18 protein-coding genes are annotated in these 21,293 nt (G+C 71.2%); 5 read left to right on the plus strand and 13 right to left on the minus strand.

The window, feature by feature from the left end:
- Positions 1 to 124: 124 nt before the first annotated feature.
- The 5 genes from mltG to ABZ576_RS24790 form a co-directional block, all read right to left on the minus strand.
- Complete coding sequence (gene mltG, locus ABZ576_RS24770; RefSeq protein ID WP_360744795.1) at positions 125 to 1,801, minus strand: endolytic transglycosylase MltG; 1,677 nt, start codon at positions 1,799 to 1,801, stop codon at positions 125 to 127.
- 122 nt (positions 1,802 to 1,923) lie between these two features.
- Entirely contained in the window at positions 1,924 to 2,388 is a 465-nt protein-coding gene (gene ruvX / locus ABZ576_RS24775) for a Holliday junction resolvase RuvX (RefSeq protein ID WP_360744798.1), read from the minus strand.
- A 12-nt stretch (positions 2,389 to 2,400) separates the two neighbouring features.
- Entirely contained in the window at positions 2,401 to 5,073 is a 2,673-nt protein-coding gene (alaS, locus tag ABZ576_RS24780; RefSeq protein WP_360744801.1) for an alanine--tRNA ligase, read from the minus strand.
- Positions 5,073 to 5,420, minus strand: a complete 348-nt coding sequence (locus ABZ576_RS24785) for a hypothetical protein (protein WP_360744804.1) — start codon at positions 5,418 to 5,420, stop codon at positions 5,073 to 5,075. Before ABZ576_RS24785 ends, alaS begins: the two co-directional genes overlap by 1 nt.
- 16 nt (positions 5,421 to 5,436) lie before the next feature.
- Complete coding sequence (locus ABZ576_RS24790) at positions 5,437 to 5,871, minus strand: DUF948 domain-containing protein (protein WP_360745212.1); 435 nt, start codon at positions 5,869 to 5,871, stop codon at positions 5,437 to 5,439.
- 163 nt (positions 5,872 to 6,034) lie between these two features.
- Between ABZ576_RS24790 and ABZ576_RS24795 the strand changes: the two genes are divergently transcribed.
- Positions 6,035 to 8,440, plus strand: coding sequence for an NACHT domain-containing protein (locus ABZ576_RS24795; protein ID WP_360744807.1), 2,406 nt, complete (start codon positions 6,035 to 6,037; stop codon positions 8,438 to 8,440).
- Between the two features lie 21 nt (positions 8,441 to 8,461).
- On the opposite strand, the gene rpsD is transcribed toward ABZ576_RS24795, so the two are convergent.
- From rpsD to ABZ576_RS24810, 3 genes are all read right to left on the minus strand, one after another.
- Positions 8,462 to 9,076 carry a 30S ribosomal protein S4 gene (gene rpsD / locus ABZ576_RS24800; RefSeq protein ID WP_228618885.1) on the minus strand — a complete coding sequence of 205 codons (615 nt, stop codon included), beginning with the start codon at positions 9,074 to 9,076 and terminating at the stop codon, positions 8,462 to 8,464.
- A gap of 303 nt (positions 9,077 to 9,379) precedes the next feature.
- Positions 9,380 to 10,735: a replication-associated recombination protein A gene (locus ABZ576_RS24805; protein WP_360744810.1), complete on the minus strand. Its 1,356-nt coding sequence runs from the start codon at positions 10,733 to 10,735 to the stop codon at positions 9,380 to 9,382.
- A gap of 43 nt (positions 10,736 to 10,778) precedes the next feature.
- Complete coding sequence (locus ABZ576_RS24810; RefSeq protein WP_360744813.1) at positions 10,779 to 11,435, minus strand: vitamin K epoxide reductase family protein; 657 nt, start codon at positions 11,433 to 11,435, stop codon at positions 10,779 to 10,781.
- A gap of 313 nt (positions 11,436 to 11,748) precedes the next feature.
- Here ABZ576_RS24810 and ABZ576_RS24815 point away from each other — a divergent pair, with 313 nt between their 5' ends.
- Both ABZ576_RS24815 and ABZ576_RS24820 read left to right on the plus strand, forming a co-directional pair.
- On the plus strand, positions 11,749 to 11,952 hold the full coding sequence (locus tag ABZ576_RS24815; RefSeq protein WP_360744816.1) for a hypothetical protein: 204 nt from the start codon (positions 11,749 to 11,751) through the stop codon (positions 11,950 to 11,952).
- Between the two features lie 10 nt (positions 11,953 to 11,962).
- Positions 11,963 to 12,310, plus strand: coding sequence for a DUF1036 domain-containing protein (locus ABZ576_RS24820; protein WP_360744819.1), 348 nt, complete (start codon positions 11,963 to 11,965; stop codon positions 12,308 to 12,310).
- 61 nt (positions 12,311 to 12,371) lie between these two features.
- On the opposite strand, the gene hisS is transcribed toward ABZ576_RS24820, so the two are convergent.
- Together hisS and ABZ576_RS24830 are read right to left on the minus strand one after the other, a co-directional pair.
- Positions 12,372 to 13,634: a histidine--tRNA ligase gene (hisS, locus tag ABZ576_RS24825; RefSeq protein WP_360744822.1), complete on the minus strand. Its 1,263-nt coding sequence runs from the start codon at positions 13,632 to 13,634 to the stop codon at positions 12,372 to 12,374.
- 11 nt (positions 13,635 to 13,645) lie between these two features.
- Positions 13,646 to 14,353, minus strand: a complete 708-nt coding sequence (locus ABZ576_RS24830) for an MBL fold metallo-hydrolase (protein ID WP_360744825.1) — start codon at positions 14,351 to 14,353, stop codon at positions 13,646 to 13,648.
- A gap of 170 nt (positions 14,354 to 14,523) precedes the next feature.
- Here ABZ576_RS24830 and ABZ576_RS24835 point away from each other — a divergent pair, with 170 nt between their 5' ends.
- The gene (locus tag ABZ576_RS24835; protein WP_360744828.1) at positions 14,524 to 15,354 is read left to right on the plus strand and encodes a peptidylprolyl isomerase; all 831 of its coding nucleotides are present in this window, start codon (positions 14,524 to 14,526) and stop codon (positions 15,352 to 15,354) included.
- A gap of 155 nt (positions 15,355 to 15,509) precedes the next feature.
- Positions 15,510 to 16,739 (plus strand): DUF349 domain-containing protein, encoded by a 1,230-nt coding sequence (locus ABZ576_RS24840; protein WP_360744831.1) that lies wholly within the window; start codon positions 15,510 to 15,512, stop codon positions 16,737 to 16,739.
- 91 nt (positions 16,740 to 16,830) lie between these two features.
- Here the strand turns inward: ABZ576_RS24840 and ABZ576_RS24845 are convergent, their stop codons facing one another.
- From ABZ576_RS24845 to secF, 3 genes are all read right to left on the minus strand, one after another.
- A complete protein-coding gene (locus ABZ576_RS24845; RefSeq protein ID WP_360744835.1) occupies positions 16,831 to 19,404 on the minus strand; it encodes a bifunctional (p)ppGpp synthetase/guanosine-3',5'-bis(diphosphate) 3'-pyrophosphohydrolase in 2,574 nt (857 codons plus the stop codon).
- A gap of 240 nt (positions 19,405 to 19,644) precedes the next feature.
- Positions 19,645 to 20,184, minus strand: coding sequence for an adenine phosphoribosyltransferase (locus ABZ576_RS24850; protein ID WP_360744838.1), 540 nt, complete (start codon positions 20,182 to 20,184; stop codon positions 19,645 to 19,647).
- Positions 20,181 to 21,290, minus strand: a complete 1,110-nt coding sequence (gene secF / locus ABZ576_RS24855) for a protein translocase subunit SecF (protein ID WP_360744841.1) — start codon at positions 21,288 to 21,290, stop codon at positions 20,181 to 20,183. Before secF ends, ABZ576_RS24850 begins: the two co-directional genes overlap by 4 nt.
- Positions 21,291 to 21,293 lie beyond the last annotated feature (3 nt).

Below are 21,293 nucleotides of genomic sequence, written 5' to 3' on the forward strand. Positions count from 1 at the left end.
CGGGGCCCCCCGGGGGCGGGGGCCGGGGGGGGGGGGGCTTCGGCCCCCGCCCCCCCCCCGCCCCCCCGCCCCGCCCCCCGGGCCCCGCCGGCCCCCCCCGCCCACGACGGCGGGGCGCCCGGGGTCAGTCCTTGTTCCGGGACGCGTTCCACTCCTCGACGAGCTTCTCGTGATCGGCGAGCGTCTTCGTGAACTTGCTGGTCTTGCCGTCCATGGAGATGAAGTAGTACCAGCCGTCGTGCGTCGGGTCGAGCGCGCCCCTGAGCGCTTCCTCGCCGGGGTTGTCGATGGGCCCCGGCGGCAGTCCCTTGGAGTAGTAGGTGTTGTAGGGATTGCCGTACCTGCGCAGCTCGGCGATGCTCAGGTCGAGCTTGCTCTGGTTCTTCACGTAGTTGTAGGTGGAGTCGAACTCCAGTCGCCCGTAGGTCTGCGGGTTGTCGACCTTGAGACGGTTGTACACGACCTCCGCCATCTTGCGGAAGTCGTCATGGCTGGTGCCCTCCGCCTGCACCAGGCTCGCCACCGTGAGCAGTTGCCAGGGGCCGTCGAGACCGAGCGCCTTCGCCTTGTTCTCCAGGCCCAGCGCCTTGTACTCGGCGGTGGCCTGGCTCACCATCTTCCGGAGCACGTCCACGGGCTTCTGCCCCTTGGTGACCGCGTAGCTCGAGGGGTAGAGGAACCCTTCCAGCGGGTCCTTCAGGTTCGTGCGGCCCATCGCCCAGGCGGGCAGCCCCAGGTGCTTGTACTCCTTCTTCGCGACACGCGCGGTGGTGCCCGCCGAGACTTCGAGGCGCTTGTCGATCAGGGCGTACACCGCCGTGTTGCGCAGGCCCTCGGCGATGATCAGGTTGCTCCGGCTCTTCGGACTCAGCATCAGTTCCACCGCGCTCGCGGCGGACATCTGCTTCTCCAGCGTGTAGACGCCGTCCTGCAGCGATGCGTTGTCGGGGTTCGCCTGCAGCGCGGAGACGAACGCGGCGGCGCTCTCGACGACGCCCGCGTCCTTCAGCTTCTGGCCGATCTCCCAGCCCCCCGCGCCCTTGGGGATCTCGACCGTGACCTGCTCGCCGTTGCCGTCGCCCGCGTAGTCCGGGGCGGCGCCGAAACGATTTTGGTAGAACGTGTAGCCGAAGTAGCCCACTCCGCCCAGGCCGCCGCCGAAGACGAGGACGACCACCATGCAGGCGCAGCCGGTGCGTCGTTTCTTGTCCTTGGCGGGCTTGCGGCCCTTGCCCCGCCGCTCCCGGCGGGTCTGGAGCTCGTGCTCCTCGTCGTCCTCGCCGCCGCCTCCCGCGAGGACGGCGTGCTCCTCCCCGTCCGCCGTCTCCGGCCCGGGCTCCGGCCCGGGGCGCCGGCGGCCGGGCGGCTCCGGCGGCGGGTAGGCGTCCTCGGTGCCGTAGAGGTCGGGCTGCTCGCCGCCGTAGGCCACGGGCTGCTGGCCGTACGGGTCCCCGGGGTCGGCGGCGTACGGCACGTGGCCGTGGGTGCCGGTGGCGTCCCAGCCGCCCTGGTGGAACTGCTGCTGGGTGTGGCCGGCGAACTGCTGGTCGTACTGCTGCTGCCCGGGCTGGTGGTGCTGCTGCCCGGACCCGTCGTGGTGCTGCTGCCCCCCGATGTGCCCGGAGTGCTGCTCGTGGCTCCACTCGTCGTACTGCGGCGTCTGCGGATAGTGCTGCGGCTGGCCGCCGTAAGGGGACTGCCGACCCGCCTGGGTCTGCTGTCCTGCCCATCCGCCGTCCCCGTACAACGGGTCCTCCGGATGCCACGGTTCGGAGCCTGGGCCCCGGCCATACTCAGTCATCGATCCCCTAGAGCCGCGAGGCCGACGGTCGCGCGGCCGGTGGGCCGGCTTCCGTTCCGCCTCTTGCTGTGCCCCGGCTGTTCGAACACCGGCGCATCGCGCGGAACGTTACCGTATCGCGATCAGATGACCACTTCGACGCCCTCGCCGGGTGCTTCGCCTGACACCCGTTCGGATTCCAGGGCCTGCTGGAGGATGACGACGGCGGCCGCCTGGTCGATGACGGCGCGGCCCTTCTTCGACCGCACGCCCGAGGCGCGCAGCCCCTGACTGGCCGTGACGGTCGTCATACGCTCGTCCACCAGGCGGACCGGCACCGGCTTGATGCCCGTGGCCAGCTCCTGGGCGAACGCGCGGACCTTGACCGCGGCCGGGCCCTCGCCCCCCTTGAGGGAGCGAGGGAGGCCGACGACGACCTCGATCGGTTCATACTCCTCCACCAGTTGACGCAACCGGCGGTGGGCGGCGGGGAGGTCCCGGCCGGGGACGGTCTCCACCGGGGTGGCGAGGATCCCGCCGGGGTCGCACGAGGCGACCCCGATGCGGGCGTCCCCGACGTCGATCGCGAGCCGGCGTCCTTGGCGCATGGTCCGGCCGCCCTACTTGGCCGTCTCGGCGACGAGCCGCTCGACGGCCTCGACGGCCTCGCCGACGGCGGCCGGGTTCTGCCCGCCGCCCTGGGCGACGTCCGGCTTGCCGCCACCGCCGCCGCCGAGGGTCTTGGCGGCCGTACGGACCAGGTCACCGGCCTTGAGGCCGCGCTCGCGGGCGGCGTCGTTGGTGGCGATGACCGTCAGCGGCTTGCCGTTGTTCACCGTGAACAGGGCGACCACGGCGGCCCGGCCGCCCTGGATGCGGCCGCGTACGTCGAGGACCAGCTTGCGCAGGTCGTCGGGGGTGGTGCCGTCCGGGACCCGGCCGGTGACGACGGCCACGCCGCGGACGTCCTTGGCGGACTCGGCGAGACCGGCGGCGGCCTGAAGCACCTTCTCGGCGCGGAACTTCTCGATCTCCTTCTCGGCGTCCTTGAGCTTGCCGAGCATCGCGGAGACCTTCTCCGGCAGCTCCTCCGGACGGCCCTTGAGCAGTTCGGTCAGCTGGTTGACGACCGTGTGCTCGCGGGCGAGGAAGTTGTAGGCGTCCACCCCGACGAGGGCCTCGATACGGCGCACACCGGAGCCGATGGAGGACTCGCCGAGCAGCTTCACCAGCCCCAGCTGGGCGGTGTTGTGCACGTGGGTGCCACCACACAGCTCCTTGGAGAAGTCGCCGATGGTCACGACCCGGACCCGCTCGCCGTACTTCTCGCCGAACTCGGCGATGGCGCCCTGCTTCTTGGCCTCGTCGATGCCCATGACGTCGGCGCGCACGTCGAGGTCGCGGGCGAGCACCTCGTTGATCTTCTGTTCGACGTCGGTCATCACGGCCGTCGGAACGGCGGACGGAGAGCCGAAGTCGAAGCGGAAGCGGCCCGGCTGGTTCTCCGAGCCGGCCTGGGCGGCCGTCGGGCCGAGGGCGTCGCGCAGGGCCTGGTGGGTGAGGTGGGTGGCCGAGTGGGCGCGGGCGATGGCCGTACGGCGGCGGGCGTCGATGGAGGCGTGGGCCTTGGCCCCGACGGTCACCTCGCCGACCTGGACGACGCCCTTGTGGACGTACACGCCCGGGACCGGCTTCTGGCAGTCGCGGATCTCGATGACGGCGCCGGAGTCGACCTTGATGCGGCCGGTGTCGCCGATCTGGCCGCCGCCCTCGGCGTAGAACGGGGTGCGGTCGAGGACGACCTCGACCTCGTCGCCCTCGGTGGCGGCCGGGGAGGAGACGCCGTCGACCAGGATGCCGACGATCGTGGACTCGCCCTCGGTGTCCGTGTAGCCGATGAAGTCGGTCTCGCCGGCGGTGTCGGCGATCTCGCGGTAGGCGCCCATGTCGGCGTGGCCGGTCTTCTTGGCCTGGGCGTCGGCCTTGGCGCGCTCCCGCTGCTCCTTCATCAGGCGGCGGAAACCGTCCTCGTCCACGGACAGGCCCTGCTCGGCGGCCATCTCCAGGGTGAGGTCGATCGGGAAGCCCCAGGTGTCGTGGAGCAGGAATGCCTTGTCGCCGGGCAGGACGGTCGAGCCGGCCTGCTTGGTCTCGGTGACGGCGGTGTCGAGGATGTTGGTGCCGGCCTTCAGGGTCTTGAGGAAGGCGTTCTCCTCGGCGAGGACGACCTTCTCGATGCGCTCGCGGTCGGTGACCAGCTCCGGGTACTGCCGGCCCATCATGCCGATCACGGTCTCGACCAGGTCCTTGACGACCGGGCCGGTGGCGCCGAGCAGGCGCATGTTGCGGATGGCGCGGCGCATGATGCGGCGCAGCACGTAGCCGCGGCCCTCGTTGCCCGGGGTGACGCCGTCGCCGATGAGCATGGTGGCGGTGCGCATGTGGTCGGTGACGACACGCAGGGACACGTCCGAGGCGTGGGCGTCGCCGTAGCGGACGCCGGTCAGCTCGGTGGCCTTGTCGATGACGGCCATCGAGGTGTCGATCTCGTACATGTTCTGCACGCCCTGCAGAATCATGGCGAGCCGCTCCAGGCCGAGGCCGGTGTCGATGTTCTTGCTCGGCAGGTCCCCGAGGATCTCGAAGTTGTCCTTGCCGATGCCCTCGCCGCGCTCGTACTGCATGAAGACGAGGTTCCAGATCTCCACGTACCGCTCGTCGTTGACGGCGGGGCCGCCCTCGACGCCGAACTCGGGGCCACGGTCGTAGTTGATCTCGGAGCAGGGGCCGCACGGGCCGGGGACGCCCATGGACCAGAAGTTGTCCTTCATGCCCAGGCGCTGGATGCGCTCCTTGGGCACGCCGACGACCTCGTGCCAGATCTGCTCGGCCTCGTCGTCGTCCTGGTAGACGGTGATCCACAGGCGCTCGGGGTCGAGGCCGTAACCGCCCTTGTCCTGGGCGCTGGTGAGCAGCTCCCAGGCGAGCTTGATGGCGCCTTCCTTGAAGTAGTCACCGAAGGAGAAGTTGCCGCACATCTGGAAGAACGTGCCGTGGCGCGTGGTCTTGCCGACCTCTTCGATGTCGGGCGTGCGCACGCACTTCTGCACGCTGGTGGCGCGCGGGAACGGCGGCTTGACCTCACCCAGGAAGTAGGGCTTGAAGGGCACCATGCCGGCGGGGACGAGGAGCAGAGTCGGGTCGTCCGCGATGAGCGACGCCGAAGGGACGACGGTGTGCCCGCGCTCCTCGAAGAAGCTCAGCCAGCGGCGGCGAATCTCTGCCGACTCCATCAGTGGTCCTCATTCCGGTTGTACGAGTACGTCGTGGGTTCGACGTACTTCGGCTTGCTGCGGTCGTTCTCGATGGCGGCGAGCCGCCGGGGCGCGGGCAGTTCGGGGCTGTCCTGGATGCCGAGTGCCTCCTCCAGCTCCGCCTCCCGCCGGGCCATGTTGTCGCGGACGTCGAGCGCGAAGCCGACCGCGCGGTCCTTCAGCCGCTGACCGGTCTCCAGGGCCTTGTTCGCCGCGGTGGCGGCCAGGCTCTCCGGGGTCAGCTGCCTCAGCTTGCGGTTGACCTTGGTGGTGGCCCACACTCCGGCGGCGACACCGCTGGTGAACCAGAACGTACGGCGGAACATCGCTCGGTCTCAGTCCTTACTTCCGCTTGCGTCGTGCGGCGGGGACGGTCCGGCCCACGATCACGGTACGCCGTGGCGACTTCGCGGGCATGTCCTCCTTGCGGCCGCCCAGCGCCCGGCGGACGCCGTAGCCGAAGGCCGCGACCTTGACCAGCGGGCCGCCGAAGGTGGAGGCGACGGTGGTCGACAGCGCGGAGGCGTTCGACGTGACCTCCTGGACGTCGGAGGCGATCGCGTCGACCCGGTCGATCTGGGTCTGCGCGGACCGCACGGCCTGGGAGGCGTCGGCGAGCAGGGGAACCGCCTGGTCGGTCACGTCCGCGACGAGTTTGGTGGTCGCCTTGAGCGTCTGGGCCAGCCTCGCCAGTGCGACGGCGAGGAAGGAGACCAGGATCGCCCAGAAGACGGCCACCAGGATCCCGGCCACCTCTCCACCGGACACTGTGCGCACCCGCTCCCTGAAACGTGCTCTGAACATCGGAACCATGCAAAAAAGCAGTGCCCCGAGCCTATCGCGCCGGGGCGGAGGTCCCGCACCGGATTAGTGTCGGGCGGGCGCGAGTTGCGGGAAGCGATTGTACGCAATGCACACACTTCAGTACGCTCCGTGTCCCATGCGAGGTCCTCACAGCCCCGGTCACTGGACGGAGGGCGATCCGCCCCTCGAACTCACCGCGTTCGTCGGGCGTGCGGCCGAGCTGGCCGCGCTCACGGCGGCGCTCGGCCGGTCCCGCCTGGTGACCGTGACCGGCGTGGGCGGGGTCGGCAAGTCCCGGCTGGCCGGGCGGGCGGCGGCACGGTGGGCGTCCGGCGCCCCGGCGGGCGGGGCTCCCGCGGCGGTCTGCGGCGTGGTGGAGCTGGCGTCCGTGCGCGATCCGCAGTTCGTGGAGTACGCCGTCGTGGAGGCGCTGGGACTGACCGACCACACGGCCCGAACGCCCCGGGAGATGCTGCTGGAGCACCTGGCCGGCCGCCGTGCCCTGCTGGTGCTGGACGGCTTCGAGCACCTGGTGGACACCTGTGCCGCGCTGGTGGCGGAGCTGCTGCGGAAGCTGCCGGGGCTGCGGGTGCTGGCCGCGGGCCGGCGGCCGCTGGGGCTGTCCGGCGAGTGGCTGTTCCCGCTGGCGCCGCTCGGCGAGGACGAGGCGGTGGAGCTGTTCGCGGACCGGGCCCGGGCGCAGGGGACGCCGGTGGCCGACGGCGCCGAGGTGCGTGCGGTGTGCCGCCGGCTGGAGGGGATCCCGCTGGCGCTGGAGCTGGCCGCCGGGCGGCTGCGGGCGCTGTCCCCCGCCCAGCTGCTGCGGCGTCTCGACGACCGGTTCCGGCTGCTGACGGGCGGTGGCCGGGACGCCCTCCCCCGGCACCAGACGCTGCGCACGGCGATCGGCTGGAGCCACGAACTGTGCACGCCCGCCGAACGGCTGCTGTGGGCACGGCTGTCGGTGTTCACCGGAACCTTCGACCTGGAGGCGGCCGAGTACCTGTGCAGCGGCGAGGGGCTCCCCGCGCACGAGGTCCTGGACGTGCTGTCGGAACTGCTCGCGCAGTCGGTCATCGCCCGTGAGGAGGCCCCGGCGGGCCCCCGGTACCGGATGCTGGACACCGTGCGCGCCTACGGCGCCGAGTGGCTGGCGGCGACCGGGGACGCCGGCCGGCTGCGCAGACGGCACCGCGACTGGTACCTGGGCCTGGCGACCTGGTGCGAACTGGAGTGGTTCTCGCCCCGGCAGCGGGAGGTGGCCGCGCGGGTCGAGGCCGAGCTGCCGAACCTGCGGACCGCGCTGGAGTTCTGCCTGACCGAGCCGGACGAGGCCCACCTCGGCCAGTACCTGGCCGGTTCGCTGTGGTTCTGCTGGGTGGGCTGCGGCCGGCTCGCGGAGGGGCGGCGCTGGCTGGAGCGCAGCGTGGAGCTCGCGTCGGGGTACGAGCGCTCCCGGCTGAAGGCGCTGTGGGTGCTCGGCTACGTGATGATCCTCCAGGGCGACACCGTGCCGGCGCTGCGGGTGCTGCGGGCGTGCCGGGAGCAGGCGGAACGGTCCGCCGACCCGACGGCGGTGGCGTACGCCGAGCACCGCACCGGCTGCCTGGCCCTGGTCACGGATGACATGGCCCGCGCGGAGACGCTGCTGCGGTCGGCGCTGCGCCGCTACCGGGAGACCGGCGAGCTGAACAGCAACGTCCTGATGGGCCAGGTGGAGCTGGCGATGGCCCGGGCGTTCCAGGGGGATCTGCCGGACGCGGTGCGGCTGTGCGAGGACGTGCGCCGGGTGTGCGAGGACCACGGGGAGCGGTGGGCCCGGTCCTACGCGCTGTACGTGCTGGCGTACGCGGCCTGGCTGGACGGCGATCCGGCGGGCGCGCGGGAGCTGCTGGCGGACTGCCTGCGCAACGCGCACGCCTTCCGCGACCTGCTGGGCTCGGTGCTGGCGATCGAACTGCTGGCCCTGGTGACGGCGGGTCAGGGGGATGCGGCGGAGGCGGCGGTGCTGCAGGGCGCCGCGAGCGGGCTGTGGCCCTCGGTCGGCCTGCCGCTGTTCGGTTCGGCGTACTACAACGCCCCGCACGAGCAGTGCGAGGCGACCGCACGGCGGGCGCTCGGCGACGCCCGGTACGCGCAGTGCCTGCGGGAGGGTGCCGCGCTGGACCGGGAGGCGGCCGTGGCGCGGGCGCTGCGGGGCCGGGGGGTACGGCCGGCGGGGGCGCTTCCCGCGCCGCGCGGGCAGACGGGCCGGCGGGCCGGCGACCCCGGGAGGCAGCAGGACGCCGGGGACCAGGAGCACGCCAGGGAGCAGGAGCACGCCAGGGAGCAGGAGCACGCCGGGGAGCAGCAGGACGCCGGGGAGCGGGGGCACGCCGGGGAGCGGGGGCACGCCGGGGAGCAGCAGGACGCCGGGAAACAGGGGCGCGCCGGGGAGCCCGGTCGGCACGGGAAGCGCGGTGGGGCCGGGAAGCGCGGTGGGGGCGGGAAACGCGAACCCGCCGCCTCGCCCACCCGGAAGGGCGGGGAGACGGCGGGCTGAGGTGCTGCGCCGGGGCTGGGGTCAGCGGGCGTAGTACTCGACGACGAGCTGCTCGTCGCAGATGACCGGAACTTCCTTGCGGTTCGGCTCGCGGTCCAGGCGGAACGCCAGGGCCTTGAGGTTCACCTGCAGGTAGCGCGGGGTCTCACCCTCGGGGGCGAAGCCACCCTCACGGGCGATCTGGAAGAGCGTCTTGTCCTTGGAGCGGTCGCGGACCTGCACGACGTCGTCCGGGCGGACGCGGAAGGACGGCTTGTCGACCTTCTGGCCGTTGACCTGGATGTGGCCGTGGACGACCATCTGGCGGGCCTGGTAGATCGTGCGGGCGATGCCCGAACGCAGGACCAGCGCGTCGAGGCGGCGCTCCAGCTCGACGATCAGGGCCTCACCGGTCTTGCCCTGGACCTTGGACGCACGCTCGTAGGCGCGGACCAGCTGGCGCTCGGAGATGTCGTACTGAGCGCGCAGGCGCTGCTTCTCCAGCAGACGGACCTTGTAGTCCGAGTTCTGCTTGCGGCCGCGGCCGTGCTCACCCGGCGGGTAGGGGCGGGCCTCGAAGTACTTGACGGCCTTCGGGGTCAGCGCGATGCCGAGGGCACGCGACTTCTTGACCTTGGGGCGGGACTGGTTCGCCACTTGTTCTGTCTCTTTCCTAGATTCCGGCTCGTCAGGGTTACGGAGGTCGCATCCGCAGCCGGGAAAACCCGTCGGGTCCACGGGGGACCTGCCGGGCAGCCGCTTCCCTGGTCTGGGCACATACGTGCAGCACGCGAGTGGCCCACCGACCGATCCCGGAGTTCGGGTGGTGGTGGGCTGCCCGCGACACCGTTCGACGGTGCGCGACGCTCCTGGAGCCGGTCCGCTCGGGACCGGATCTCCGGCTGACCGTCCCGCTCTGACAGCACGGGACACAGCACTTCGCAGCAGTCTACAGGGCGCTCAGGGCCGCTTGCGACCGAGGTGCGCGCGGGTCCACTCGACGGCGTCGGCGTACCTGGCCTCCGCGCCGTGCCGGCTCGGCGCGTAGTACTCGCGGTCCTTGAGGGCGTCCGGGGCGTACTGCTGCCGGGCGATGCCCTCGGGCAGGTCGTGCGGGTACACGTACCCCTGGGCGTGGCCGAGCTTGGCCGCGCCCTGGTAGTGCCCGTCGCGCAGGTGCGGCGGCACCGGACCCGCCTTTCCCTTGCGTACGTCCTCCAGGGCTGCCCCGATCGCGGTGGTCGCCGAGTTGGACTTCGGGGCGAGGGCCAGGGCGATCGTGGCGTGGCTGAGGGTGAGGGCGGCCTCCGGGAAGCCGATCATGGCGACGGCCTGGGCGGCGGCGACCGCGATGGGCAGGGCGTTGGGGTCGGCCAGGCCGATGTCCTCGCTCGCGGAGATCATCAGGCGGCGGGCGATGAACCGGGGATCCTCGCCGGCCTCGATCATGCGGGCCAGGTAGTGCAGCGCCGCGTCCACGTCGGAGCCGCGGATGGACTTGATGAGGGCGCTGGCGACGTCGTAGTGCTGGTCGCCGTCGCGGTCGTACTTCACCGCGGCCCGGTCGACCGTCTGCTCCAGCGTCCGGAGGCCGATCTCGCTCTCGCCCTGGTCCAGGGCGGCCCCGGCGGCGGCCTCCAGGGCGGTCAGCGCACGGCGGGCGTCTCCGCCGGCGATCCGCAGCAGGTGCTCCTCGGTGTCCTCGGGGAGGCCGACGGCGCCCCGCAGCCCGCGCTCGTCGGCGAGGGCGCGCCGGAGCAGCCCGCGGACGTCGTCGTCGGTGAGCGGTTCCAGGGTGAGCAGGAGGGAGCGGGAGAGCAGCGGGGAGATCACCGAGAAGTACGGGTTCTCCGTGGTGGCCGCGATCAGGGTCACCCAGCGGTTCTCCACGGCCGGGAGCAGGGAGTCCTGCTGGGCCTTGCTGAAGCGGTGGATCTCGTCCAGGAAGAGGACGGTCTCCTTGCCGAAGCCGCCGCTGGCGCGGCGGGCGCCGTCGATGACCGCGCGGACCTCCTTGACGCCCGCGGTGATCGCGGAGAGCTCCACGAACCGCTTGTCGGTCGCCTTGGAGACCACGTACGCCAGGGTGGTCTTGCCGGTGCCGGGCGGGCCCCACAGGATCACCGAGGACGGCCCGGCGGGGCCGCCGTCGCCCTCGCCGACCAGCCGGCGCAGCGGGGAGCCGGGCCTCAGCAGGTGCTGCTGGCCCACGACCTCGTCCAGCGTGCGCGGGCGCATGCGCACCGCCAGGGGACTGGCCGCCGGGTCCTTCTCCTGGCGTTCTTCTGCTGCGGCGGTGAAGAGGTCGGGTTCCACGCTGAAACCCTAGAACACCGCACCGACAATCCCCCAAGGACCGTCAGCTGGTCCAGAAGTCCCACCAGCGGGTGAGGACCAGCATGCCGATGATGCCGACGTGCAGGACCGGCAGCACCCAGGTGAACTCGCCGAAGAAGGACTTCAGCCAGCGCGGGGACGGCAGGAAGCCGTTGCGGATGTTGAACGAGGTCACGTACCAGAACATGGTGATCGTGGCGACCCAGGCCAGCGAGCACCACAGGCACAGCGCGTTGATCCGGTACAGCGACTGGAACTGGAGCCACCCGCAGAACGCGACGCCGAAGAGGGTGCCGGCGTTGAAGGTCAGCCAGTACCAGCGCGGGAAGCGGGCGCGGGCCAGCAGGCTCATGCCGACGCAGATGACGATGCCGTAGGCGACCAGGCCGAGCATCGGGTTGGGGAAGCCGAAGGCGGCGGCCTGCTTGCTCTCCATGACGCTGCCGCAGGAGACCACCGGGTTGAGGCTGCACCCGGGGGTGAAGGTCTTGCCCTCGACCTTGGCTTCGAGCAGCTTGAACTTGTCGATCGTGATGACCCAGGCGGCCAGCAGCCCGGCCGCGCCGGTGATCACCAGCAGCATGGCGAAGGCACGGCTGCCGCCCGCCGGGCGCGGGGTGCCGGCGCCCCGGTCCGGACCGGGCTCCGCTGAGACGTCTGTGACTGTCGTCTTGCTCATCACGCCGATTCCGTCTGCTTGAGAGTTGGACCTTCTTCGGGCAGGGGCCATTGTGCCGCACCGGCGGCCCCGTCCACCGTTCGCTGGACATAAATGAGGTACGCGGGACAGACCCGGAGCGTTCGGTTCCGGCCGGAGCCGGATGCCGGAGGCCGAGGTGCCCGGCGGTCCGGCGGAGGGGGCATCGGTCCGCGGCCGTGCTCCCGGCGCCCCACCCGGTTCACCCGCACGGGGCGGAAGCGCGTTCCGTCCGGTACGGCCCGGCTCCCGGCCGGGAAGAGTGCCGCCGTACCACTCGTGACGGGAGAAGACCATGTCCCAGGAGAACGACGTCGAGGCGGACCCGACGACGGACGCCGACGAGGCCGTGCTGGAGCGTGTGCTGGCCGCACGCGGAGACACCGCCGCGTCCGAGCACGGGGAGAGCGTGAGCGAGGTGCACCCGGCCCGGGCCTCCGGCGCCCAGGCCCGGCCCGACGGCAGCCCGGCCGCCCGCAGGAAACCGGAATCGGAGTAGGAGCAGCGCCATGTCGATGACCTTCAGGAACAACTACCACCAGACCATCTGGGCGATGGTCGAGTGGTACCGGCCGAACTGCTCCGACGGCAGCAACTGGCTGAAGAAAGGATGGTGGCGCATCGACCCGGGGCAGTCCGCGGTCGTCTTCGGCGGCGACGCCAGAGCGGTGAACCCGATCTGGTACGGCTACGCCCACGCGTCCGACGGGACGGAGTGGCGCGACCAGTACCAGGAGCTGGTCCCCAGCCGCGCCTTCGAATGGTGCTCGAACACGGCCGACACCAGCTCACGGCAGATCCTCATGCACGAGATCGTCGTGAGCAAGCCCAACCACACGCACAACTTCAACGCCTGACCGGCACGGGCCGCGGATGGGGCGGAGGGCCGGACACGCCCGCTCCCCCGCCCCGGCCGCCTCAGCCCAGCCGGGACTCCAGCTCCGCCACGATCTCGTTGACGCCGATCGCCGTCTGCTCGCCGGACTCCATGTCCTTGAGCTGGACGACGCCCTCGGCGAGGTCGCGCTCGCCGGCCACGACCGCGTAGCGGGCCCCGCTGCGGTTGGCGTTCTTCATGGCGCCCTTCAGCCCCTTGCCGCCGTAGGCGAAGTCGGCCGCGATGCCCACCTTGCGCAGCTCGGCGACCTTCCCGAACAGCACCCTGCGGGCCTCCTCGCCGAGCGGCACCGCGTAGACGCTGGTCGAGGCCGGGATGTCCAGCCGTACGCCCTCGGCCTCCAGGGCCAGCACCGTGCGGTCCACCCCGAGGGCCCAGCCGACGGACGGCAGCGCGGGACCGCCGATCATCTCGGACAGACCGTCGTAGCGGCCGCCGCCGCCCACCGCGGACTGGGAGCCCAGGCCGTCGTGCACGAACTCGAACGTGGTGCGGGTGTAGTAGTCCAGGCCGCGCACCAGCTTCGGGTCGTCCTCGAAGGCCACGCCCGCCGCCGTGATCAGCGCCCGGACCTCCTCGTGGTACGCCTTGCACGCGTCGCAGAGGTAGTCCCGCAGCAGCGGGGCGTCCCCAAGCTGCTTCTGGACCGACTCCCGCTTGTCGTCCAGGACGCGCAGCGGGTTGATGTCGACCCGGCGGCGCGTGTCCTCGTCGAGGTCCAGGCCGCGCAGGAAGTCCTGGAGCGCGGCCCGGTACACCGGCCGGCAATCCTTGTCGCCCAGGCTGTTCAGCAGGATGCGGAAGTCGCGCAGGCCCAGGGAGCGGTACGCCTGGTCCGCCAGGATGATCAGCTCGGCGTCCAGCGCCGGGTCCTCGGCGCCGATCGCCTCGGCGCCGACCTGGGAGAAGTGGCGGTAACGGCCCTTCTGGGGGCGCTCGTAGCGGTAGTACGAGCCCGAGTACCAGAGCTTGACCGGGAGGTTGCCCGACTTGTGCAGGTTGGCCTCCAGGGCCGCGCGCAGCACGGAGGCGGTGCCCTCGGGACGCAGGGCGAGCCGGTCGCCGCCCTTGGTCTCGAAGGCGTACATCTCCTTGGTCACGATGTCGGTGGACTCGCCGACACCGCGCGCGAAGAGCTCGACGTTCTCGAAGCCGGGCGTCTCGATGTAGCCGTAGCCGGAGTTGCGCAGCGGGGCGGCGATCGCCTCCCGGACGGCCAGGTAGGCGGCGGAGTCCGGCGGGATCAGGTCGTACGTGCCCTTGGGGGCCTTGAAGGTGCTCACGGAAGGTCTCGTCACATTCCTCGTCGGGGAGCGTCCTGGCTCCCGAGGCCGGCGGCCACCTGCCGCAGATACGGGTTGGTGGCGCGCTCCTGGCCGATGGTCGTCTGGGGGCCGTGGCCGGACAGCACCACGGTCGAGTCGTCGAGCGGCAGGCACACGCGGGCCAGCGAGTCGAGCATCTCGGCCATGTCACCGCCGGGCAGGTCGGTGCGTCCGATGGAGCCGGCGAAGAGCAGATCGCCCGAGAAGAACACCGACGGGATGTCCGCGGCCTCGGGCATCTGGAAGGTCACCGACCCCTTGGTATGGCCCGGCGCGTGCGCGACGGAGAACCTCAGCCCGGCCAGTTCGAGCGTGGCGCCGTCGGTCAGCTCCTTGACGTCGTCCGGCTCCCCCACGGTCAGCTCGCCCAGCAGCGGCATGCCGATGGAGCGGCCGAGCGCCTTCCCCGGGTCGCTCATCATGTAGCGGTCCTCGGGGTGGATCCAGGCCGGCACGTCGTGCGCCCCGCAGACGGGGACGACCGAGGCGACGTGGTCGATGTGGCCGTGGGTGAGGACGACGGCCACGGGCTTGAGCCGATGCTTCTTCAGCGTTTCCTCGACGCCTTCGGCGGCCTGGTGGCCGGGGTCGATGATCACGCACTCCTCACCGGCGGCGGGGGCGACGAGATAACAGTTCGTCCCCCAGGCCCCGGCGGGGAACCCGGCAATGAGCACGATCGTCCTTCGTTTGTGTCGACTACGGCGGCTTCGGCTGCTGTCAGAGCCTACCGGCGCTGCCGTTTCCTCAGCGAACCCATATACGGTACGGGGCTACACGCAGCGGTCGGATCACGAGGACGTACGCGTACCGCCCGACACACGACACGCATGAGGAGAGAACACCGGTGGTCAGCCAGGAGCAGCGGCGGCGTCAGCTCGCCCGGGAGAAGTTCTTGCGGCAGCAGCAGCGGCGCACCCAGGCGCGGCGCAAGGCCCGCCTGCGCAACTCCGTGATCGCGTCGGTACTCGGCGTGGTCGTGATCGGCAGCGTCGCCCTGTACACGACCGGCGTGCTGAAGGACGACGACAAGAAGGCCAACGCGAGCGCGGAGACCACGCCGAGCGCCTCGCCGACCAGCAAGGCCCCGGACCCGTGCGCGAAGCCGGCGGCCGGTTCGGCGAAGAAGCTGAGCTGGAAGAAGGAGCCGGCGATGACGATCGACACGTCGGCGAAGTACACGATGAAGCTCGCCACGACGTGCGGTGAGATCGGCGTCGACCTGAAGACCTCGGCCGCCCCGCACACGGTGAACTCGTTCGCGTTCCTCGCGGGCAAGGGCTACTTCGACCACACCAAGTGCCACCGGCTCACCGCCGAGGGCATCTTCGTGCTCCAGTGCGGCGACCCGCAGGGCACGGGTATGGGCGGTCCCGGCTACACGCTCCCGGACGAGAACCTGAAGGACAAGGTCCTGAAGGGCGACACCTACCCGGCGGGGACGGTCGCGATGGCCAACACCGGTCAGAAGCACACCGGCGGCAGCCAGTTCTTCCTGGTCTACAAGGACAGCCCGCTGCCGCCCCAGTACACCCCGTTCGGAACGGTCGACGCGGCGGGCATGAAGGTGCTGAAGAAGATCGCCGACGCCGGTGCGCAGCCGGCCGATCCGACCACGGGCAACACCGCTCCCAACGCGACCGTGGTGATCGACAAGGCGACCGTCGCCAAGTCCTGACGACGACCGCGGTCCGGGAACGGCCGACCGTGGAATTTCGGTCGTGCTGGATGCGGACAGGCAACCCGCTGGTCGCCTATGTTGGCCGTGACGAAACTGTGGACGATGCCCGGGGGTGCTGACGCCCCCCGCAGGCATCATGTGGAGGAGGCGCTGTGAGCAGCGACCCGTGGGGCCGCGTCGACGAGACGGGGACCGTGTACGTGCGTACGGCCGACGGCGAGCAGGTCGTCGGTTCCTGGCAGGCAGGCTCCCCCGAGGAGGCGCTGGCCTACTTCGAGCGCAAGTACGAGGGCCTGGTTGTCGAGATCGGCCTCCTCGAGAAGCGAGTGAAGACCACCGACCTGTCGGCGAAGGACGCCCAGGCCGCCATCGGTCACCTGCGCGAGCAGGTGGACGCGCACCACGCGGTCGGTGACCTGGACGCGCTGCGGGCCCGGCTGGACAAGCTCGTGGCGACCGTCGAGGCGCGCCGTGAGGAGCGCAAGGCGCAGCGGGCCAAGCAGTCCGACGAGGCCCGCAAGGCCAAGGAGGACCTGGTCGCGGAGGCCGAGGAGCTGGCGCGGTCCGACCAGTGGCGGGCCGCGGGCGAGCGGCTGCGGGCGCTGGTGGACACCTGGAAGGGGCTGCCGCGCCTGGACCGCAAGTCCGACGACGAGCTGTGGCACCGCTTCTCGCACGCCCGGTCGGCGTTCTCCAAGCGGCGCAAGGCGCACTTCGCGCAGCTGGACGCGCAGCGCGAGGAAGCCCGCCGGACCAAGGAGCGGCTGGTCGCCGAGGCCGAGGCGCTGTCGGGTTCGACGGACTGGGGGCCGACGGCCGCCCGGTACCGCGAGCTGATGGCGGAGTGGAAGGCCGCGGGCCGCGCCCAGCGCGAGCACGAGGACGACCTGTGGAACCGCTTCCGCGGTGCCCAGGACGTGTTCTTCGCGGCCCGCAGCTCGGTCTTCGCCGAGCGGGACGCGGAGCAGTCGGAGAACCTGAAGCTGAAGGAGGAGCTGGCCGAGGAGGCCGAGAAGCTCCTGCCCATCGGCGATCTGAAGGCCGCCCGAGCCGCCTTCCGCTCGATCAACGAGCGCTGGGAGGCCATCGGTCACGTCCCGCGGGACGCCCGGCCGAAGGTCGAGGGCCGCATGCACGCCGTCGAGCGGGCGATCCAGGAGGCCGAGGAGGCCGAGTGGCGCCGGACCAACCCGGAGGCACGCGCGCGTGCCGAGGGCCTGACCGGTCAGCTCCAGGCCGCCGTGGACAAGCTCAGGGCGCAGATCGAGCAGGCGCGCGCCCAGGGCAACAACGCCAAGGCGGACAAGCTGGAGCGTGAGCTGGAGGGCCGTCAGGCGCTCCTGGACCAGGCTCTGAAGGGCCTTCAGGAGTTCGGCGGCTGAACACCCCACCGCACCCGCGAAAGGGCCCCGTACGCGCGTACGGGGCCCTTTCCGTGCCGGGCCCGCTTCGCGGCGGGCTCCGCCGGCGGGTCTACGACCGGGTGCGTCCCGAGGTCACGCGGTAGACGTCGTACACGCCCTCCACGCCCCGGACGGCCTTCAGGACGTGGCCGAGGTGCTTGGGGTCGCCCATCTCGAAGGTGAACCGGGAGGTGGCGACCCGGTCGCGGGACGTCTGGACGGCCGCGGAGAGGATGTTGACGTGCTGGTCGGAGAGGACGCGCGTGACGTCCGACAGCAGCCGGGACCGGTCCAGCGCCTCGACCTGGATGGCGACCAGGAAGACCGACGACTGGGTGGGCGCCCACTCGACGTCGAGGATCCGCTCCGGCTCCCGGGACAGTGACTCCACGTTGACGCAGTCGCTGCGGTGAACCGATACACCGCTGCCGCGCGTGACGAAGCCGATGATCGGGTCGCCGGGTACGGGCGTGCAGCAGCGGGCCAGCTTGACCCACACGTCGTCGACGCCCTTGACGACGACGCCGGGGTCGGCGCTGGAGCGCCGCTTGCGGCCGCGGCTGCGGGTCGGCGGGACCGCCTCGTCGATCTCCTCGGTGGCGGCCTCCTCGCCGCCGAGGGCCTGGACGAGTTTCTGCACGATGTGCTGCGCGGAGACATGGCCCTCACCGATCGCCGCGTACAGCGCGGAGATGTCCGAGTACCGCATCTCGTGGGCGAGCGTGACGAGGGAGTCGCCGGTGAGGATGCGCTGGATCGGCAGGTTCTGCTTGCGCATGGCCCGCACGATGGCGTCCTTGCCGTGCTCTATCGCCTCGTCCCGGCGCTCCTTGGAGAACCAGGCACGGATCTTGTTGCGCGCCCGGGGCGACTTGACGAAGCCGAGCCAGTCGCGGGACGGGCCGGCGCCGGGCGCCTTGGAGGTGAAGACCTCCACCAGGTCGCCGTTGTCCAGGGTGGACTCGAGCGGTACGAGGCGGCCGTTGACCCGCGCCCCTATGGTGCGGTGGCCGACCTCGGTGTGGACGGCGTAGGCGAAGTCCACCGGGGTCGCGCCGGCGGGCAGTGCGATGACGTCGCCCTTGGGGGTGAAGACGAAGACCTCGTTGCGGGACAGGTCGAAGCGCAGGGACTCCAGGAACTCGCTGGGGTCCTCGGTCTCCTTCTGCCAGTCCAGCAGCTGCCGCAGCCACGCCATGTCGTTGATGGCGTCCTTGTCCTTCGCGGACGTCCGGGGCGCGTCGGTGCGGATCTTGGAGGCGCCGGCGACGGCCTCCTGCTTGTACTTCCAGTGCGCCGCGATGCCGTACTCGGCGCGGCGGTGCATGTCGAAGGTGCGGATCTGGAGCTCGACCGGCTTGCCGTTGGGTCCGATGACCGTCGTGTGCAACGACTGGTACATGTTGAACTTGGGCATCGCGATGTAGTCCTTGAACCGGCCGGGGACCGGGTTCCACCGCGCGTGCACCGTGCCGAGCGCGGCGTAGCAGTCGCGGACCGTGTCGACGAGGACGCGGATGCCCACCAGGTCGTAGATCTCGGCGAAGTCGCGGCCCCGCACGATCATCTTCTGGTAGACGCTGTAGTAGTGCTTGGGGCGGCCGGTGACGGTCGCCTTGATCCGGGCGGCCCGCAGGTCGGCCTGGACCTCGTCGGTCACTATGGCCAGGTACTCGTCGCGCTTGGGCGCCCGCTCGGCCACCAGCCGTACGATCTCGTCGTACATCTTGGGGTAGAGGATCGCGAACGCGAGGTCCTCCAGCTCCCACTTGATGGTGTTCATGCCGAGGCGGTGGGCGAGCGGAGCGTAGATCTCCAGCGTCTCGCGCGCCTTCTTCTCCTGCTTCTCGCGCTTGAGGTAGCGCATGGTGCGCATGTTGTGCAGGCGGTCGGCGAGCTTGATGACCAGCACGCGCGGGTCCTTGGCCATCGCCACGACCATCTTGCGTACGGTCTCGGCCTGGGCGGCCTCACCGAACTTGACCTTGTCCAGCTTGGTGACGCCGTCGACGAGCAGGGCCACGACGTCGCCGAAGTCGCGGCGCAGGTCGTCGAGGCCGTACTCGGTGTCCTCGACGGTGTCGTGCAGCAGGCCCGCCATGAGGGTGGCCGGGTCCATGCCCAGCTCGGCGAGGATGGTGGTCACCGCGAGGGGGTGCGTGATGTACGGGTCGCCGCTCTTGCGCTTCTGGCCGCGGTGCCAGCGCTCGGCGACCTGGTAGGCGCGCTCGATCTGGCGCAGGGTGGAGTTCTCGATCTTGGGGTCGTTGCTGCGCACTATCCGCAGCAGCGGCTCCAGGACCGGGTTGTACGGGTTGGCGCGCTGGACACCGAGGCGGGCGAGGCGGGCCCGGACGCGGTTGGAGGAGCCGGTGCGGCCGGGCTGGACGGCCGGCGGGCGCACCACCGGCGGCTGCGGCGGACGCTCGGGCGTCCGCTGTCCGCCCGCCCGGGCGGCGTCGGGGGCGGGCGCGGGCTTGGGGCGCGCGGACTCGGCGCTCTTCTCGACGGGCGCGGACTGGGCGTGCTCGACCGTCCCGCGGGAGTCGTTCTTCACCTGGGAAGCGCTCGGCGCGGGCTTCGCCGCGGCCGCCGAGGCGGGCTCGGGCTTGGCGGCGGTCAGTGGCTGGGCCTCGTCTGGCAAGAGGGCTCCTCGTGCGCGATCCGGGTCCCCCGGTCAGGCTCCGGAGACCCCATGGTAGCGATCCTGCGCCCGGTCATCGTCTCCAGGCCGCTGTGAGGACCGTGTACCCGTGCAACGCACGGGGCTCCCGCGGGATTCCGGCGAATGTCCCCCGGGGGTTCCCCGGGTGTGCGGCAGGTGTCCGGACGACGACGGCCGCCCCGGGGCTCCCGGGGCGGCCGTCGTCGTGGCGCAGGTCCGTCAGACCTTCAACAGGGCCTCCAGCGGGGCCTCGCCGAGGGCCTCCTCCAGGCGGAGACGGCCGCCCAGGAAGCCCAGCTCCATCAGGACCGCGAGGCCGCAGACCTCGGCGCCCGCGCGCTGGATGAGCTGGATGGCGGCCTCGGCGGTGCCGCCGGTGGCCAGGACGTCGTCCACGATGAGGACGCGGTCGCCGGCGGCCAGGTCCTCGGCGTGCACCTCGATCTCCGCCGAGCCGTACTCCAGGTCGTAGGCCTGGCGCAGCGTGGCCCCGGGCAGCTTGCCGGCCTTGCGGACCGGGATGAAGCCCAGGCCGGCGTGGACGGCGACCGGCGCGCCGAGGATGAAGCCCCGCGCCTCCAGCCCGACGACCTTGGTGGCGCCGGTGTCGGCCGCTATGCCGGCCAGCGTGCCGGTGAGCGCGGTGAAGGCCGCCGGGTCGGCCAGGAGCGGGGTGATGTCCTTGAACATCACGCCCGGCTCCGGGTAGTCGGCCACGTCGCGGATACGGCTGAGCAGCAGCTCCTCGATGTCGCTCATCGGCGCTTCCCCGAGGTGCGGCCGCGGCCCCGGCCGCGGGAGACGGGCTGGTTGCGCGGGCCCACGACGGCGGGGGTGGCCTCGTCGGAGTCGTCGACGGCGAGGGTACGGGCGTCCGCGAGGTCCTCGTCCGCCGGGGACTGGGCGCGCTTGGCCAGCACCCGCTTGGTGAGGGCCTTCATCGCCGGCTCGCGCTCCTTGAGGTCGGCGACGAGCGGCGTGGCGATGAAGATCGAGGAGTAGGCACCGGCCGCGAGACCCACGAACAGCGACAGGGAGATGTCGTTGAGCGTGCCCGCACCGAGGAAGCCGCCGCCGATGAAGAGCAGGCCGGCGACCGGCAGCAGGGCGACCACCGTGGTGTTGATGGACCGGACCAGCGTGCCGTTGATCGACCGGTTGGCGATGTCGCCGTAGGTGAAGCGGGTCTGCTTGGTGATGTCCTTCGTCTGCTCCTTGAGGCTGTCGAAGACGACGACCGTGTCGTAGAGCGAGTAGCCGAGGATGGTCAGCAGACCGATGACCGTGCCGGGCGTGACCTCGAAACCGACCAGGGCGTAGATACCGGTCGTGATGGTGATGTCGTGGATCAGCGCGACGAGCGCGGCGACGGCCATGCGCCACTCGAAGGCGATCGCCAGGTAGATCGTCACCAGGACCATGAAGATCGCCAGGCCCTCCCAGGCCTTGTTGGCGATCTGCTCGCCCCAGCTCGGGCCGACCAGGTCGGCGGCGAGCTTCTCCGGGTCGAGCTTCAGGTCCTCGGCCAGCTCCTGCTTGATCCTGTCGGACTGGTCGGTGTCGATGCCGGCGATCTGGATGCGCAGGCTGCCGTTGCCGAGCTTCTGCACGATCGCCTGGTGGCCGGAGGCGTCCTGGGCGAACTCCTCCGCCTGTGCCACCGACGTGCTCATCTTCGTGGGCGTCGTGAAGACCGCGCCGCCCTGGAACTCGATGCCCATGTTCAGGCCGCGCACCGCCAGGCCGACGATGGCCGTGATGGTGATCAGGATCGAGATGCCGTACCAGATCTTGCGCTTGCCGACGAAGTCGTAGGAGATCTCGCCGCGGTGCAGCCGAGCGCCGAGGTTGCCGAGTTTCGACATCGC

Origin of the sequence: Streptomyces sp. NPDC013455 (genome assembly GCF_040632975.1) — a bacterium.
GTDB lineage: Bacteria > Actinomycetota > Actinomycetes > Streptomycetales > Streptomycetaceae > Streptomyces.

Coding starts and splice junctions, on each gene's coding strand:
- ABZ576_RS24850 (WP_360744838.1), bottom strand. CDS start 20,184: ATGAGCGACATCGAGGAGCTGCTGCTCAGCCGTATCCGCGACGTGGCC.
- ABZ576_RS24810 (WP_360744813.1), bottom strand. CDS start 11,435: ATGAGCAAGACGACAGTCACAGACGTCTCAGCGGAGCCCGGTCCGGAC.
- secF (WP_360744841.1), bottom strand. CDS start 21,290: ATGTCGAAACTCGGCAACCTCGGCGCTCGGCTGCACCGCGGCGAGATC.
- ABZ576_RS24785 (WP_360744804.1), bottom strand. CDS start 5,420: ATGTTCCGCCGTACGTTCTGGTTCACCAGCGGTGTCGCCGCCGGAGTG.
- ABZ576_RS24815 (WP_360744816.1), top strand. CDS start 11,749: ATGTCCCAGGAGAACGACGTCGAGGCGGACCCGACGACGGACGCCGAC.
- mltG (WP_360744795.1), bottom strand. CDS start 1,801: ATGACTGAGTATGGCCGGGGCCCAGGCTCCGAACCGTGGCATCCGGAG.
- alaS (WP_360744801.1), bottom strand. CDS start 5,073: ATGGAGTCGGCAGAGATTCGCCGCCGCTGGCTGAGCTTCTTCGAGGAG.
- ABZ576_RS24795 (WP_360744807.1), top strand. CDS start 6,035: ATGCGAGGTCCTCACAGCCCCGGTCACTGGACGGAGGGCGATCCGCCC.
- ruvX (WP_360744798.1), bottom strand. CDS start 2,388: ATGCGCCAAGGACGCCGGCTCGCGATCGACGTCGGGGACGCCCGCATC.
- ABZ576_RS24820 (WP_360744819.1), top strand. CDS start 11,963: ATGTCGATGACCTTCAGGAACAACTACCACCAGACCATCTGGGCGATG.